This window comes from Bradyrhizobium sp. 17, assembly GCF_023073515.1.
GTDB classification, from domain to species: Bacteria; Pseudomonadota; Alphaproteobacteria; order Rhizobiales; family Xanthobacteraceae; genus Bradyrhizobium; species Bradyrhizobium canariense_D.
In genome coordinates, this window is record NZ_JADPJQ010000095.1 from 24,517 (window position 1) to 38,723 (window position 14,207).

Genomic DNA, 14,207 nt, shown 5'->3' on the forward strand with positions numbered 1-14,207 from the left:
GTCTCCTTTGACAATGATGGAACTGGAACGCTGCACAGCCCTAGCTGTTCCATTCCCGTGATCAGATCAGGAGAGCCGAATGAGCGATGGTGCGGATCATCTTGCGGGCCTGCTCGGACGAGCGGCGATGGACGTGTGGGGTGACATGCCCCGCGACATCCAGGAAGCGCTGTTCGAGACCGCCATGAAGGGGCGTCCTGCGGAGCGGGAAGAGCTCGCGCGGCTGCTGCACGAGCGGCATCCCCGTACGCTTCATCCGGCACGGCCTGGCTGAGCCGCGGCAGGAACGATTGTGTCAGAAGCCGATTTGTAAAATGGGCGAGGCGCGGTGAATGGGATTGACGAAGCCCGTGAGCCGTAGCTCGCCCAGGATCAAATCGGTGAGTCGATCGGCGTGACTGAAATGATGATCGGAAAATGGTACGACCCGATCTCCCAGCGATGGATCGTGCCTCGCGAGGAACGTCCGGTGGCGGACTATTCGCAGTCCAACCCGGAGAAGGGGCCGGAAAGCAGCGCATCGCGCGAGGCGCAGCGGATCTGGGACCTGTTGGTCGATTGCTGCGCGCGCGGTTGATGTCCGAGCCGCACCATCATTCGCTTCTACTTGGCAATTCAGAGAGTGATGACATAGACCGCGAAGGCAATGATGAGCGCCAGGCTTACGACGGCGGTGCTGATCAATATCTTGCCCATGGCGCGTCCGTGCTGTCTCGCCGCGTCAATGTAACAGCCGCCATTTTCGTTCCGGAGCGGCAGGTGAAGGTGGCTCCCACTGTTCACATGTGAACAAAGGGTGTCGGCACCAATGGCGTGAACTATATCATTTGATACAGACATGGCTGCGCTCGCACTTATCATCGGCAATCCGGAAAGGCACCGCATGGTGCCATGAGATGGAGACCCGATCGTGCTCAGGCGGCGTCGCGTTCAGCAAACCACCACTCTGCAAGAACGGCTTGCGGAGTTCACCAGGACCATCCGTGAAAAGGCCGAGGCGTTGCCCGACGGCAAGGAGCGGGATGAGCTGATGAAACGGCTCAGAAGCGCCGACGCGGCGTCAAACCTCGACCGTCAATTCGCCGGCAGGGATTGAGCTGGTGGTCTGCCGAGGCGGAGTTTGCGCGTTCAGCCTCTCCGGCGTCAGCTGCGATACCAACTCGCCAGATTCCAGGTCGTGACGTCCCATCCCGACATGTCGACCATGAGGTTGTTGACCCCTGCGTTGACGATGTTGCGGGATAGAAGCGGCAGGAACACGTTGGCCTCGCAAAAGGTTTCGTCGACCTTGATCAGCAGCGCGGCCCGCTTGACCGGATCAAGCTCGTTCTGCGCAGCCTTGTAGGCCTTGTCGGCCTCGGGATCGGACCAGCGCGAGACGTTGCGGCCGAGCCATTTGTTTTCCTTGTTGGAGATCTCCCAGGAGACGCACTGGTTCAGGAAGCGCTCCGGGTCGGGCTGCGGCTGCGTGGTGTTGTACATCTCCATGTCGGCATAGAACTTGGAGTAGGTGTCGGGGTTGCCGACGTCGGACGAGAAGAACACCGATGCCGTGACCGCCTTGATTTCGATCTCGATCCCGGCCTTCTGGCAGGCCTGCTTGATGATGGCCTGCGTCTTCTGACGCGGCGCATTGGTCGAGGTCTGGAAGACGAATTTGAGCTTCTTGCCGTCTTTCTCGCGGATGCCGTCCGCGGCCTTGGCCCAGCTGGCCTCGTCGAGGATCTTGTTCGCCTTGTCGACGTCGAACTCGTATTTCAGCTTCGGCGACTTGAACTGTTTGGGCGCGTTGACGAAGCTCGCGGTGGCGACGCCGCCGCGCCCGTAAATGAATTTCTGAATCGACTCGCGGTCGATCAGCAGATTGATCGCGCGGCGAACGGCGGGATCGGACAGCGTCGGGTGCTTGGTCTTGGGGCTTGAGCGCTCGCCGTCCACCTCGGTCCAGGGGTCCGTCGTGTTGAGGATGATGAATTCGACGTTGCCTGATGGCGTGACGTCGAGCTTGCCCTTGCCGCTGGCCTCCATGCGTTTGAGGACCTCCTCCTCCACCTGCATGTTCCAGGCATAGTCGTATTCGCCGGTCTGCAGCACGGCGCGCGCCGCGGACACCGCATCGCCACCGCCCTTGATCTCGAGCGTGTCGAAATGCGGCTGGTTCTTGACGTGATAGTCGGGATTGCGTTCGGCCCGGATCAGGTCACCCGGCTTGAACTCGACGAATTTGTAGGGACCAGTGCCGACCGGCTTCAGATTGCCGGGCGCTTCGCGCGACTTCGCGCCGACATAGTCGCCGAAATGATGTTTCGGCAGGATCGGACCGACCGAGCCGACGAAGGGATCGGCCCAGAACGGCGTCGGCGCCTTGAACAGCACCTTGACGGTGTGGTCGTCGATCTTCTCGACCGTGATGTCTTTGTAAGACCCCGTAGTGTACGCCGCCGTGGCGAGATCCGAGGCGTATTGCCAGGTGAACACGACGTCGTCGGCGGTGAAGGGCTTGCCGTCATGCCATCTCACGCCCTGCTTCAGTTTCCAGGTCACGCTCAGGCCGTCCGGCGAAAGGCCGCCGTTCTGCTTGGACGGAGCCTCGGCCGCGAGGCAGGGGACGAGGTTGCCGTCCTTGTCCCAGCCGGCGAGCGGCTCGAAGAAGACGCGCGAGGCGATCTGGTCCTTGGTCCCGAGCGCGAAATGCGGATTGAGCAGTGTAGGGGCCTGCCAGAGCAGGATCTTGAGTGGGCCGCCGCCGCCGGCCTTGGTCGGCTTGTAGGGCAGGGTGGCGTCCGCCATCGCCACGTCGTTCCAGACCAGGATCTGGCTCGCGACAGGCGCCGCGATCCCGATCGCAGCCATCGTCTGCATGAACGAGCGTCGCGACAAGGTGCCCTGCTGCACCTCAGTGATGGACTTGCGGATTTCGTTCTCGTTCATCGGATGATCCCCCACTTCAAGGACAAGTCGTCACCGGCCAAGGCCCATCATGTTTGATCATGGGCGAGGCGGCAATGCCACCAAGGTCAGAAAACCCTGCGGCGAAATGACGAATGTGCGGGGAGAGGTCTGACGCCCGGATGGAGCCGAGCGCAACCAGGATAAGTCCAGCCGCGCTGGCGGCGCCCCGGATTGCGCATCGCTCCATCGGGCTACGGGCAACGATCCGTGGGTTTTGTCGTGACGCGTCTCACGCTTGCGCAGATGCATTCGTTCCCCACATGCGGTCGAACGGAGAAGCGTGGTCCGCGTCAATCGGTCAATATGGATTTACATTTCATTGATTTCGCGCCGCGGAGAAGCGAATACGGTTCCAATCATTGCCGAGTCATGGAGACCAAGATGTCGTTCTGTTCCACCCTGATCCTTGCGACCGTGCTCGCCGCCTGGTCGGCCGCCGCTTCAGGCGAGACCATCAAGATCGGCGTGACGCCGGGGCCGCACGCCCAGATCTTCGAGGCGGTGAAGCCGATCGCCGCCAAGCAGGGTCTCGACATCCAGCTCATCGAATTCTCCGACTACGTCGTGCCGAACGCCGCGCTCGATGCCGGCGAGATCCAGGCCAATTCGTTCCAGAACCAACCATATTTGGACAATCAGAAGGCGGACCGTGGCTACAAGATCGAAGCCGTCGGCCTGACCGTGAATTTCCCGATCGGCGTCTATTCCAAGAAGCACAAGGCCTTCGCCGATATCCCCGAGGGCGGCAAGGTCTCGATCCCGAACGATCCGACCAATGGCGGCCGCGTGTTGCTGCTGCTGCGCGACAAGGGCGCGATCAAGCTGAAGGACGGCACGGGTTTCAAGCCGACGGTGCTCGATATCACCGAGAATCCCAAGAAGCTGAAGTTCATCGAGGTCGACGCGGCGCAGGCGCCGCGCGCGCTCGACGACGTCGACGCCGCCGCGATCAACACCAATTATGCAACCCAGGCTGGCCTCGATCCCGTCAAGGATCCGATCCTGCGCGAGGACCCGAAGGGTCCCTACGTCAATCTCATCGCCGTTCGCACGGTCGACAAGGACAAGCCCTGGGTCAAGATCCTGGTGGACAGCTATCACACGGCGGAGGTCAAGGAGTTCATCCTGACCAAGTTCAAGGGCGCGGTTCTGCCGAGCTGGTAGGCAGTCTGCCCAGCCAAAGTTCAGCTCAGGGCGATCCCGGCGGGCGGGCTTGCGTACTAGCCCTGCGCAATGCCCGCTTGTCTGGAGCTGCGGCAACCGACATCATCGGGACCTATCCTCGTCCGACAGGGGTCGTATGAAACGCTTAGCAAACCTGAAACGCCTGGGGTTTTTCACACGGCTTCTCGACGAGGCCCCGCCGGCCGACCGATATCGCTTCGCGGCCGAGCAGATCGTGCGCGCCGAGACGGCGGGCCTCGAGTCCGCGTGGATCGCGCAGCACCATTTCCACGAGCGCGAGGGCGGCCTGCCGTCCCCCTTCACCTTCCTCGGTTATGTCGCAGCCCAGACCTCGCGCATCAGGCTCGGCACCGGCATCGTCACCTTGCCGCTGGAGAACGCGGTGCGGGTGGCGGAGGATGCCGCGGTGCTCGATCTGCTCTGCAACGGTCGCTTCGAGCTGGGTGTCGGCACCGGCGGCAATCCCTCGGCCTTTGCCGCCTTCGGCCTCGACAGCGCCCAGCGCAACGAGATCTTTGCGCGCAATCTGGACGTCGTCCGCACCGCGTTGGTCGGCAAGCCGCTCGAAGGTGGTGACACGCTCTATCCGCAGCGGCCGCAATTGGACGACAGGATCTGGCAGGCGACGTTCTCTGTCGCGGGCGGCGCGCGTGCCGGCAAGGCAGGCGATGGCCTGTTGCTGTCGCGCACCCAGCCTCGAACCAAGGAGGCGCCGAAGGCAACGCTCGCCGAGATTCAGAATCCGGTGATCGATGCCTATCTCGAAGCGCTGCCGCCGGGACGGGAGCCCCGCATCATGGCCTCGCGCACCGTCTTCGTTGCCGACGACCGGACTGAGGCGATGCGTCTTGCCGATATCGGCCTGCGGCGCGCGCTCCCGCAATTCCTCAAGGGCGGCCACGCCAAGCCAGGCGAAACGCTCGAGGAGATGATCGCGGCGTTCGACACCCATGTCGGCGCGGCCGACGACGTCATCGCTTCGCTCCGCGCCGACGCCACGCTGGAGCGGGTGACCGATCTCGTCTTCCAGGCGCATTCGGTCGATGCCCCGCATCCCCATATCCTGCGCTCGATCGAGCTGGTGGCGGAGAAGGTCGCGCCGGCGCTGGGTTGGGCGCGGACGGCGCCCGACGTGGCGCTGGCGGGTTAGTCGGAATGAGGTTGCAAGAGGCTGAATGATGGCTACGAAAGATATCATCGACACGCTCGCCGGGATCGAACCGGGTTCGGCTCTGGACGGCATTCGGGCCAAGCGCATCCAGGCGCGCGACAATGCGCAGAAGAGCTATCTCTCGCTGTTCGAGCCGATCGACGCCGGCGATGTCTCGCTGGTGGAGCGCGCCGCGGTCGCGCTCTTCGTGATCGGGCTTCACCGCGAGCCCACGATGGCCGGCTTCTATCGGGCGAAGTTAGCTGCGACCGCCGATGGCGCGCGCCTGGTCGAAGCTGTCGATGTCGAAATCGCGCGGGGCGAGACCTCGGGCCCCTACGGTGCCTTTCCAACCGGCCCCCTGTCTGTCGAAAACAAGGCCGGCTTGATCTACCGCGTCAGCGCGGAGCGCAAGCCCGATCTCGGGGACCGGCTCGCTGCGGCGTTCGAACATGCGCATCTGCTGGTGTTCCGCCCGCGCGATGCGGCCGCCGCCGACATGAAGGCTCTGCTCGCCGCCGGTTGGTCGAACACCGGAATCGTCACGTTCTCTCAGCTCGTTGCGTTCCTGTCGTTCCAGGTGCGCGTCGTCACCGGACTGCGCGTGCTCGGTGCCTCGCTCGGGCGCACCACGAACGCCGCGGCCGGCGCGTAAGGAGGCTGCATCATGAGCGCTGCAAACAATGCCAATCCGCCCGTCGTCTTCACCCAGGACGAACTGGGCTGGGTGTCCTGGATCGACCCGCTGCTCGAAGCCGAGCTGACCGAGCGGCATTTCGCGGGCCTCGTCGATCGCTCCCGTTCCAAGTCCGAGTATTTCCGCCTGCTGGTGCGCGATCCCGAGGTGCTGGAGGCCCGCACCAAGACCGACAAGGACATCTTCTACAACGTCGCCGACGGCCTGCCGCGCGCCGAACGCGAGCTCGCGGCGGCTGCGACCTCGCGCTACAACGGCTGCATCTACTGCGCCTCCGTGCATGCGCGGTTCGCCAGCACCTATTCCAAGCGCCGCGACGATGTGCAGCGCCTGCTCGACGAGGGCGTCGGCGCCGATCTCGGGGAGCGCTGGAATGCGGTCGTCAAGGCCTCGGTGGCGCTGGCTGCGACGCCGATCGCGTTCGGCCCCGACAATATCGATGAGCTGCGCCGCGCCGGTCTCGACGATGCCGAGATCGTCGATGTCATCAACGGCGCGTCGTTCTTCAACTGGGCGAACCGGCTGATGCTGTCGCTCGGCGAGCCCTCGAAATAGCTGATCTCACCGGCATGGAAATTGCTAGTTGTTTCAACGCTTGACAGGATGGAGCCGTCCATGAGCAACATCGATCGTCGTACCCTGGTCAAGGGCTCGCTTGCCGCCATGATGGCGGGGGCAGCCTTCTCGCGCGCCGCGCTTGCGCAATCGTCCGAACCGATTTTGCTGGGCGTCAGCGGTCCGTTGACCGGGCCGAACGCACAATATGGCACGCAGTGGAAGCAGGGCTTTGATCTCGCGCTCGACGAGATCCAGGCAGCGGGCGGCATCAACGGTCGCAAGCTCGCCTATAGTTTCGAGGACAGCCAGAGCGACCCGCGCCAGTCGGTGGCGATCGCCCAGAAATTCGTCTCCGATCCCAGGATTGTCATGGAGCTCGGCGACTTCTCCAGCCCCGCCTCGATGGCGGCCTCGCCGATCTATCAGCGCGGCGGGCTGGTGCAGTTCGGATTCACAAATTCGCATCCCGATTTCACCAAGGGCGGCGACTTCATGTGGAGCACCTCGGTCAGCCAGGCTGACGAGCAGCCGCTGCTGGCGGCCTATGCCGTCAAGCGCCTCGGCCTGAAGAAGCTCGCCGTGCTGCACCTCAACACCGATTGGGGCCGTACCAGCCGCGACTATTTCGTTAAGGCCGCGAAGGAGCACGGCGCCGAAATCGCGGTGACCGAAGGCTACATCGCGGAGGAGCGCGACTTCCGCTCCACGCTGGTGCGGGTCCGCGACGCCAATCCCGACGGGCTGATCCTGATCTCCTATTATTCCGACGGTGCGCTGATCGCGCGCCAGGCGCGCCAGGTCGGGCTGAAGCAGGTGATCTGCGCCGCGAGCTCGGTCTACTCGCCGAAATTCCTGGAGCTCGGCGGCGAGGCCGTCGAGGACGTCCATGTCGGCACGCGCTACTTCCCGGAAGACCCGCGCCCCGAGGTGCAGACGTTCATCGCCGGCTTCAAGAAGAAATACAACGGGGTGGAGCCCGACGCGTTCAACGCCTACGCCTACGACGCGATGAACATGGCGGCCGCTGTGGTGAAGATCGGCGGCGCCGACCGGCGCGCGATCCGCGACGCCTTCACGAAAGTGAAGGACGTCTCGAGCGTGATCTTCGGCAAAGCGACGTTCGACGTCGAGAGCCGGCGCGTCAAGGGCGCCATGAACGCCGAGCTCGTCGTGCGCAAGGGCCAGTTCGCGCTCTGGGACGGCAAGCCGACCTGAGGGGATTTCTGCGTGTCTTCCTGGCTCGACTACACGATCAACGGGCTGATCGTCGGTAACGTCTACGCCCTCGTTGCGGTCGGGCTCGCGCTGATCTTCGGCGTCAGCCGGCTGATCAACTTTGCGCAAGGGTCGATCTACCTCGTCGGCGCCTATATCGGCTGGGTCGCGGTGGTGCAGCTGCATACGCCGCTGCCGCTCACCATCATCGTGGTCGCGGTGGCGGCGGCGCTGGTGGGCTTGATCATCGAGCGGTTCGGGCTGCGTCCGCTGCAGAACTCGGTGCGCATCGCACCGCTGCTGGCGACCATCGGCATCAGCTTCGTGCTCGATCAGCTCGTGATGCTGACTTTTTCGCCCAATCCGCGCGCATTGCCGAGCCAGTTGCCGGATGTCCGCTTCCAGATCGGCGGCGGCACGATCGGCCCGCTCGATCTGCTCATCGCCGGTGTCGGCCTCACCAGCGCGTTGCTGCTGTTCGTGTTCCTGCGCTACAGCAAGCTCGGCTGGGCCGTGCGTGCCACCGCGCAGGACCGCGACGCCGCGATGCAGATGGGCGTCGACGTCAACCGAGTCAATCAGGCCGTGTTCGGCATTGCGGCTGCGCTCGGGGGCGTCTCCGGCCTGCTGGTCGGCATGTACTATAACCAGATCGACACCGCCATGAGCCTGCAGGCGACGCTCAAGGGCGTCGTCGCCGAAGTCGTCGGTGGTGCCGGCAATGTGCCGGGCGCGGTGATCGGCAGCCTGCTGCTGGGATTGGTGGAGAGCTACGGCGTCGCCGTGTTCGGCACCAGCTACCGCAATCTGTTCGCGTTCCTGCTGCTGGTCGTGGTGCTCGTGCTGCGCCCGAACGGTCTGTTCGCCAGCGCACGGCAGGCGCCGCCCGAGCCGCTCACCGGCACTTTCATCGCGCCGAGCCGCCCGGTGCGGATTCCGCGCTGGGCTCTGCTGATCGCTGCCGCCGTCTTCGCGATCCTGCCGCTGTTGCCCCTGTCGTTCTACGTGCTCCAGACCCTGATCAACGCCTGGCTGCTCGGCATGCTCGCGCTGAGCCTCACCCTGGTTGCAGGCACGATTGGTCAGGTCTCGCTGGGACACGCCGCGCTGCTCGCGATCGGCGCCTACACCTCCGCGCTGCTGTCGCTCACGTTCGCTGTCCCGGTCGGCCTTGCCATCATCGGCGGCGGCCTGATGAGTGCTGCGCTGGGCACGGCGCTGATCTCGCCGTCGTTCCGGCTGCGCGGACATTATGTGTCAATCGCGACGCTCGCGATCGGCGAGATCGTCTCGCTGGTGATCCTGAATTGGGAGAGCGTCACGCGCGGGCCGATCGGCATCTCCGGCATCCCGCCGCTGTCGCTGTTTGGCTATGAGCTGGTCAGCCCGATTTCGATCTACTGGTTCAGCTTCATCGTGATGGTCGTGCTGGCGCTGCTGCAGGGACGCCTGCTCGGCTCGCATCTCGGCCGCAGCTTTCGCGCCATCCGCGACGACGACATCGCCGCGCGGGCCTATGGCCTCAGCCTGAATCGCTACAAATCGCTGGCCTTCATCTTCGGCGGCTTTGCCGCGGGGGTCAGCGGCGGCATCGCCGCGCATCTCTATTCCTATATCAACCACGAGACCTTCAACACGCAGCAATCCATCCTGGCGCTGACCGTCGTCATCCTCGGCGGTCTCGGCAATGTCGTCGGGGCGATTCTCGGGGCGGTCGCGCTGGTCGGCCTGCCGGAAGTGTTCCGCATCGCGGCGGAGTATCGCATCCTGATCTACGGCATCGTGCTGCTGCTGCTGGTGCGGTTCAGGCCGCAGGGCCTTTTGGGGACGGTGTGATGATGGACGCACACACGGCGATGCTGTCCCTGCGCGGGCTCACGCGGCGCTTCGGCGGCCTCACCGCCGTCGACGCCATCGATCTCGATCTCGCCAAAGGCGAGCTGATCAGCATCATCGGCCCGAACGGGGCGGGCAAGACAACGCTGTTCAATCTCGTGACCGGGCTTGACCTTCCGGACGCCGGGACGGTTCGCTTCGAAGGTCAGGACATCACAGGTTTCTCGCCGGAACGCCTGGCGGCCGGAGGCATCGCGCGGACGTTCCAGCTCGGCCGCGTCTTCGGCAATCTCAGCGTGATGGACAACGTCCTGATCGGTGCGCATACGCGCTTGCGCGCGGTGAAACCGGCAGTGCCGGTGATCGGCCCGCTGCTGGAATTGGGTCTGGCGCTGCTGCGCCCCGCCAGCGTCAAGGCGGAGGAAGAGCGGCTGCGCGAGGAGGTGAAGGTCATTCTCGCGCGCTTCGGCGAGCGGTTGCTGCCGCGTATCGATCAGCCGGCCTACAGCCTCTCTTACGCCAACCGCCGCCGCGTCGAGATCGCGCGCGCGCTCGCCTTGAAGCCGCGCCTGCTGCTGCTGGACGAGCCGACCGCCGGCATGAATCCGACCGAGACCACGGAGATGCAGGGGCTCGTCGCCGAGCTGAAAGCCGAAGGGCTGACGATCTTGCTGATCGAGCACAAGCTCGAAATGGTGATGCGCCTCTCCGATCGCGTCATCGTCATGGACGAGGGCAAGAAAATCGCGGAAGGCCCGGGCGAAGCGGTGCGCGGTGATCCCAAGGTGATCGAGGCCTATCTCGGCCACGGCCTGACGACGAAGCAGGAGAGCGCGGCATGACGAACCCGCCTCCCGATGCGCTGCTCGCGATCACCGACGTCAATACCTTCTATGGTCAGGCCCAGGTGCATTTCGACCTGTCGATATCAGTTCCGCGCGGCCACATCGTCTGCCTGCTCGGCGGCAATGCCAGCGGCAAATCGACCACGATGAAGATCATTCTAGGCCTCGTGAAGCCGCGCTCGGGCGACGTGACGTTCGACGGCACTTCGCTACTGGGACTTACCACGCCGCAGATCGTCCGCCGCGGCATCGCCTCGGTGCCGGAAGCACGGCGGCTGTTCGCCGACATGAGCGTCCGCGAGAACATCCTGATGGGCGCCTTCGTGCGCGACGACCGCGAGGCGATCGCGCAGGATCTCGACAAGATGCTCACGCTGTTCCCGAAGCTCGGCCAACGGCTGTCGCAGCGCGCCGGCTCGCTCTCGGGCGGCGAGCAGCAGATGGTCGCGATGGCGCGGGCGCTGATGAGCCGTCCCCGGATGATCGTGATGGACGAGCCGACCATGGGCCTGTCGCCGCTTTACGTCGACCGCGTGCTGGAGCTGATCCGCACCATCAACCAGGAGGGCGTCTCGGTCTTCATGGTCGAGCAGAACGCCAGCCTCGCGCTCGAGATCGCGCACGAGGCCTATGTGCTCCAGACCGGCAAGATCGTTCTCTCCGGCTCCGCCCGCGCGCTGAAGGACGATCCCCGCATCCGCGATGCCTATCTCGGCGGCTCCGAGGCGGCGTAGCGCCATCTCGGCCTGCATGGTTCGAGACGCCCGCCCTTGGCGGGCGCCTCAACGTGAGGGTCTGGCGATCTCGCGGCGAAGCAAGACCTCATCCTAAAGGAGCCCGCGCAGCGGGCGTCCCGAAGGACGCCGCAAGCACTGCTGCAGAACCGTGCCGCCCCTCCGGGATTGCACTGGTCAGTATGACCACCTTATGAAAAGATCATACCGCTCGTGCGATGGGTCGTGCAGCGGACGGAATGATTGGCGTGACGAAATTATCTTTGCGGGCGGTCGACCCCGGAATGATGCTGCTGTTCGGCGGGTTGATCGCGGCCAACATCGCGGCGTGGGCTTGGGCGTTCGCGGCGTTCGGTGACCGGCCGACGGTGATGGCGACCGCGCTGCTTGCCTGGGTGTTCGGCCTGCGCCACGCCGTCGATGCCGACCACATCGCGGCCATCGACAACGTCGTGCGCAAGCTGATGCAGGCCGGCGATGCGCCGCGCAGCGTTGGTCTCTATTTCGCGCTTGGTCATTCCACCGTGGTTGTGGTCGCGACCATGCTGCTCGCGCTGGGCTTGGTGAGCCTTGGCGGCGACAGCCTGCTCAAGGACGTCGGCGGCTTCATCGGCACGTCGGTGTCGGCGCTGTTCCTGCTGGTGATCGCGGCCATCAACCTGGTCATCTTCGCCGGCCTGTGGCGGACGTTCCGGATCGCGCGCGCGCAAGGCATCCACGACGCCGCGCAGCTTGATGCGCTGCTCGCCAGCCGCGGATTGCTCGCGCGGCTGCTCGGCCCGATGTTCCGCCTGGTGACCAAGCCGGCGCATATGTACCCGCTCGGCTTCCTGTTCGGCCTCGGCTTCGACACCGCCACCGAGATCGGCCTGCTCAGCATCTCCGCCAGCGAATACGCGCTTGGTGCATCGCTGGCCGACGTCATGGTCTTTCCCGCGCTGTTCGCATCAGGCATGGCGCTGGTCGATACCGCCGATTCCGCGCTGATGGTCAGCGCTTATCGTTGGGCCTTCGTCGATCCCTTACGGAAGCTCTGGTACAACCTCACGATCACGGGTGCCTCGGTCGCGGTGGCGCTGTTGATCGGCGGCATTGAGGCGCTTGGCCTGATCGGGGATCGGCTCGGCCTGTCTGGCGGTGTGTGGACGCTGGTCGACGGCCTCAACGATTCGCTCGCGAACGTCGGCTTCGCCGTGATCGCGCTGTTCGCGATTGCATGGCTGGTTTCGGTCGTGCTCTATCGCAGGCTATTCGCGCTCGAGCGGCGGCGCACGCCTGATGTGCTGGTGGGCGCCGATGCTACCGAGACAGCGTGAGTCAATCGTGGGCTCAAGCCGAAGCTGCGCTCTCCGCCGGCAGGTCGTCGGCATTGGGATCGCCCGGCGCGGTGGCCCAGGCCAATTCCACCAGCGTCACGAACCGGCGGCCGGCGCCGTCGAGCTGGCAGACGATCAGGCCCTGCTCTTCCATGTAGCCGAGCAGGCGCTGAGCCCGGCGCAGCGAATGCGAGCCGTAGGCGCGGGCGATCGCGGCGTCGCCGGGGCAGGGCCAGCCTTCTTTCGCCGCGCGCGCGATCATCATGAACACGCCCTGCATGTCGTCGGGCAGGATCGAGGCGCGCAGCGACACGTCCTGCCAGGCGTCGTCCTCGGCATGCTCGGCGCCGAGCCCGGCGCGTGCGCGTGTCAGCATGCGGCGGAATTCGGTGAGGTCGGGCACCGCCGAGCCGAGGCCCTCGATGCGGCAGCGGACCACGAACTCCTGGTACAGCACGCCCACCGCGCGGAAACCGGCATCGGGCGCGGCGAGCACGGCACGAAGGGTCCGATCCACGCGTTCGCGCCGTTCAGCGAGCTCTTCGGCACTAATCGGGACCTCGATTATTTCGGGGCCGAGCTCCGGTGCGGCAGCCTTCGCGGCGCGGAGCTGCTCGAGCAGATCGGGCGCGGGCCGGCGCTGCGGCCGGCTGGCATCGGGCGGCGGCGCGGCCAGGATCACGGCGCGCATATTTTCGAGTGCGGCTTCGGGCATCGGCATCAGCCGCGGCGTGGAATTGCGCGGCTGGGTTTCGGTCGCGCCGATGTTCAAACGCAGCGGCCGGCGTGACAGCGCGGGGCCGAGCGCCATGAATTGTCCGCGTTCGAGATCGCGAAACGATTCGGCCTGCCGCCGCTCCATGCCGAGCAGGTCGGCGGCGCGCGCCATGTCGATGTCGAGGAAGGTGCGGCCCATCAGGAAGTTGGACGCTTCCGCCGCGACGTTCTTGGCGAGCTTCGCCAGCCGCTGGGTCGCGATGATCCCGGCAAGCCCGCGCTTGCGGCCACGGCACATCAGATTGGTCATGGCGCCGAGCGAAAGCTTTCGCGCTTCGTCAGAGACTTCGCCCGCGACCGCAGGCGCAAACAGCTGCGCCTCGTCGACGACCACCAGCATCGGGTACCAATGGTCGCGGTCCACGTCGAACAGCCCGCCGAGGAAGGCCGCGGCGCGGCGCATCTGGTTCTCGGCGTCGAGCCCTTCGAGGTTGAGCACGGTGGAGACGCGATGCAGCCGCGCGCGCTCGCCGGCAACCTGAAGGCCGCGTTCGGTGTGATCCTCGGCCTCGATCACGAGATGGCCGAAATGCTCCGCCAGGGAGACGAAATCGCCTTCGGGATCGATGATCGCCTGCTGCACCCAGGGTGCGCTCTGCTCCAGCAGCCGCCGCAGCAGATGTGATTTTCCGGAACCCGAATTGCCTTGCACCAGGAGGCGGGTCGCCAGCAGTTCCTCGAGGTCCATGGCCGCCGCGGCGCCCGCCGTGGTCTGCCCCATCTCGATCGCAACCGTCATGCCCGACTCAAGTCCCATCATTCGCGGACAGGGGCTTATCAATCCGGCCGTGGCGCGTCGAGCACCATGGCGTAAATCATGCGTTGTTGCCCACGGCGGATTTCAGGCGCGATTCGATTGCCGTAGAAGTGCGGGCCGATAGGGCGCTTGCGGACCGGCGTCCTGGGGTATCACTTGCGCGAGTTCCCCCCTTGATGTGCGAA

15 protein-coding genes are annotated in these 14,207 nt (G+C 65.1%); 13 read left to right on the forward strand and 2 right to left on the reverse strand.

Annotated features, from left to right (window positions below; genetic code table 11):
* Positions 1–79: 79 nt before the first annotated feature.
* The 4 genes from IVB13_RS17335 (at position 80) to IVB13_RS17350 (ending at position 1,096) form a co-directional block, all read left to right on the forward strand.
* Positions 80–274: a hypothetical protein gene (locus IVB13_RS17335; protein ID WP_007614011.1), complete on the forward strand. Its 195-nt coding sequence runs from the start codon at positions 80–82 to the stop codon at positions 272–274.
* A gap of 120 nt (positions 275–394) precedes the next feature.
* Entirely contained in the window at positions 395–577 is a 183-nt protein-coding gene (locus tag IVB13_RS17340; protein WP_143273038.1) for a hypothetical protein, read from the forward strand.
* Complete coding sequence (locus IVB13_RS17345) at positions 577–789, forward strand: hypothetical protein (protein WP_143273036.1); 213 nt, start codon at positions 577–579, stop codon at positions 787–789. The genes IVB13_RS17340 and IVB13_RS17345 overlap by 1 nt, the downstream gene beginning before the upstream one ends.
* A gap of 121 nt (positions 790–910) precedes the next feature.
* On the forward strand, positions 911–1,096 hold the full coding sequence (locus tag IVB13_RS17350) for a hypothetical protein (RefSeq protein WP_018453934.1): 186 nt from the start codon (positions 911–913) through the stop codon (positions 1,094–1,096).
* Between the two features lie 47 nt (positions 1,097–1,143).
* Here the strand turns inward: IVB13_RS17350 and IVB13_RS17355 are convergent, their stop codons facing one another.
* Positions 1,144–2,931: a peptide ABC transporter substrate-binding protein gene (locus IVB13_RS17355; RefSeq protein WP_247401769.1), complete on the reverse strand. Its 1,788-nt coding sequence runs from the start codon at positions 2,929–2,931 to the stop codon at positions 1,144–1,146.
* 390 nt (positions 2,932–3,321) lie between these two features.
* On the opposite strand from IVB13_RS17355, the gene IVB13_RS17360 reads away from it, so the two are divergent.
* The 9 genes from IVB13_RS17360 (at position 3,322) to IVB13_RS17400 (ending at position 12,488) form a co-directional block, all read left to right on the forward strand.
* Positions 3,322–4,116, forward strand: a complete 795-nt coding sequence (locus IVB13_RS17360) for a MetQ/NlpA family ABC transporter substrate-binding protein (RefSeq protein ID WP_204512175.1) — start codon at positions 3,322–3,324, stop codon at positions 4,114–4,116.
* Between the two features lie 136 nt (positions 4,117–4,252).
* Positions 4,253–5,287: a putative FMN-dependent luciferase-like monooxygenase gene (locus IVB13_RS17365; protein ID WP_247489852.1), complete on the forward strand. Its 1,035-nt coding sequence runs from the start codon at positions 4,253–4,255 to the stop codon at positions 5,285–5,287.
* Positions 5,288–5,315: 28 nt separating this feature from the next.
* Positions 5,316–5,942 carry a CMD domain protein gene (locus IVB13_RS17370; RefSeq protein WP_204513992.1) on the forward strand — a complete coding sequence of 209 codons (627 nt, stop codon included), beginning with the start codon at positions 5,316–5,318 and terminating at the stop codon, positions 5,940–5,942.
* A gap of 12 nt (positions 5,943–5,954) precedes the next feature.
* Positions 5,955–6,539: an alkylhydroperoxidase domain protein gene (locus tag IVB13_RS17375; RefSeq protein WP_247401782.1), complete on the forward strand. Its 585-nt coding sequence runs from the start codon at positions 5,955–5,957 to the stop codon at positions 6,537–6,539.
* Positions 6,540–6,599: 60 nt separating this feature from the next.
* Entirely contained in the window at positions 6,600–7,757 is a 1,158-nt protein-coding gene (locus IVB13_RS17380) for an ABC transporter substrate-binding protein (protein ID WP_247489854.1), read from the forward strand.
* Positions 7,758–7,769: 12 nt separating this feature from the next.
* Complete coding sequence (locus IVB13_RS17385; protein WP_247401784.1) at positions 7,770–9,593, forward strand: ABC transporter permease; 1,824 nt, start codon at positions 7,770–7,772, stop codon at positions 9,591–9,593.
* Entirely contained in the window at positions 9,593–10,435 is an 843-nt protein-coding gene (locus IVB13_RS17390; protein ID WP_018453942.1) for an ABC transporter ATP-binding protein, read from the forward strand. The genes IVB13_RS17385 and IVB13_RS17390 overlap by 1 nt, the downstream gene beginning before the upstream one ends.
* A complete protein-coding gene (locus IVB13_RS17395; RefSeq protein ID WP_085357560.1) occupies positions 10,432–11,172 on the forward strand; it encodes an ABC transporter ATP-binding protein in 741 nt (246 codons plus the stop codon). The genes IVB13_RS17390 and IVB13_RS17395 overlap by 4 nt, the downstream gene beginning before the upstream one ends.
* Before the next feature lie 284 nt (positions 11,173–11,456).
* On the forward strand, positions 11,457–12,488 hold the full coding sequence (locus IVB13_RS17400; protein ID WP_247401791.1) for a HoxN/HupN/NixA family nickel/cobalt transporter: 1,032 nt from the start codon (positions 11,457–11,459) through the stop codon (positions 12,486–12,488).
* A 13-nt stretch (positions 12,489–12,501) separates the two neighbouring features.
* Here IVB13_RS17400 and IVB13_RS17405 read toward each other — a convergent pair whose 3' ends face one another.
* The gene (locus IVB13_RS17405) at positions 12,502–14,004 is read right to left on the reverse strand and encodes an ATP-binding protein (RefSeq protein WP_247366660.1); all 1,503 of its coding nucleotides are present in this window, start codon (positions 14,002–14,004) and stop codon (positions 12,502–12,504) included.
* Between the last annotated feature and the right edge of the window lie 203 nt (positions 14,005–14,207).

Coding starts and splice junctions, on each gene's coding strand:
- IVB13_RS17400 (WP_247401791.1), top strand. CDS start 11,457: ATGATGCTGCTGTTCGGCGGGTTGATCGCGGCCAACATCGCGGCGTGG.
- IVB13_RS17360 (WP_204512175.1), top strand. CDS start 3,322: ATGGAGACCAAGATGTCGTTCTGTTCCACCCTGATCCTTGCGACCGTG.
- IVB13_RS17405 (WP_247366660.1), bottom strand. CDS start 14,004: ATGACGGTTGCGATCGAGATGGGGCAGACCACGGCGGGCGCCGCGGCG.
- IVB13_RS17380 (WP_247489854.1), top strand. CDS start 6,600: ATGAGCAACATCGATCGTCGTACCCTGGTCAAGGGCTCGCTTGCCGCC.
- IVB13_RS17335 (WP_007614011.1), top strand. CDS start 80: ATGAGCGATGGTGCGGATCATCTTGCGGGCCTGCTCGGACGAGCGGCG.
- IVB13_RS17395 (WP_085357560.1), top strand. CDS start 10,432: ATGACGAACCCGCCTCCCGATGCGCTGCTCGCGATCACCGACGTCAAT.
- IVB13_RS17355 (WP_247401769.1), bottom strand. CDS start 2,931: ATGAACGAGAACGAAATCCGCAAGTCCATCACTGAGGTGCAGCAGGGC.
- IVB13_RS17345 (WP_143273036.1), top strand. CDS start 577: ATGTCCGAGCCGCACCATCATTCGCTTCTACTTGGCAATTCAGAGAGT.
- IVB13_RS17390 (WP_018453942.1), top strand. CDS start 9,593: ATGATGGACGCACACACGGCGATGCTGTCCCTGCGCGGGCTCACGCGG.
- IVB13_RS17370 (WP_204513992.1), top strand. CDS start 5,316: ATGGCTACGAAAGATATCATCGACACGCTCGCCGGGATCGAACCGGGT.
- IVB13_RS17365 (WP_247489852.1), top strand. CDS start 4,253: ATGAAACGCTTAGCAAACCTGAAACGCCTGGGGTTTTTCACACGGCTT.
- IVB13_RS17375 (WP_247401782.1), top strand. CDS start 5,955: ATGAGCGCTGCAAACAATGCCAATCCGCCCGTCGTCTTCACCCAGGAC.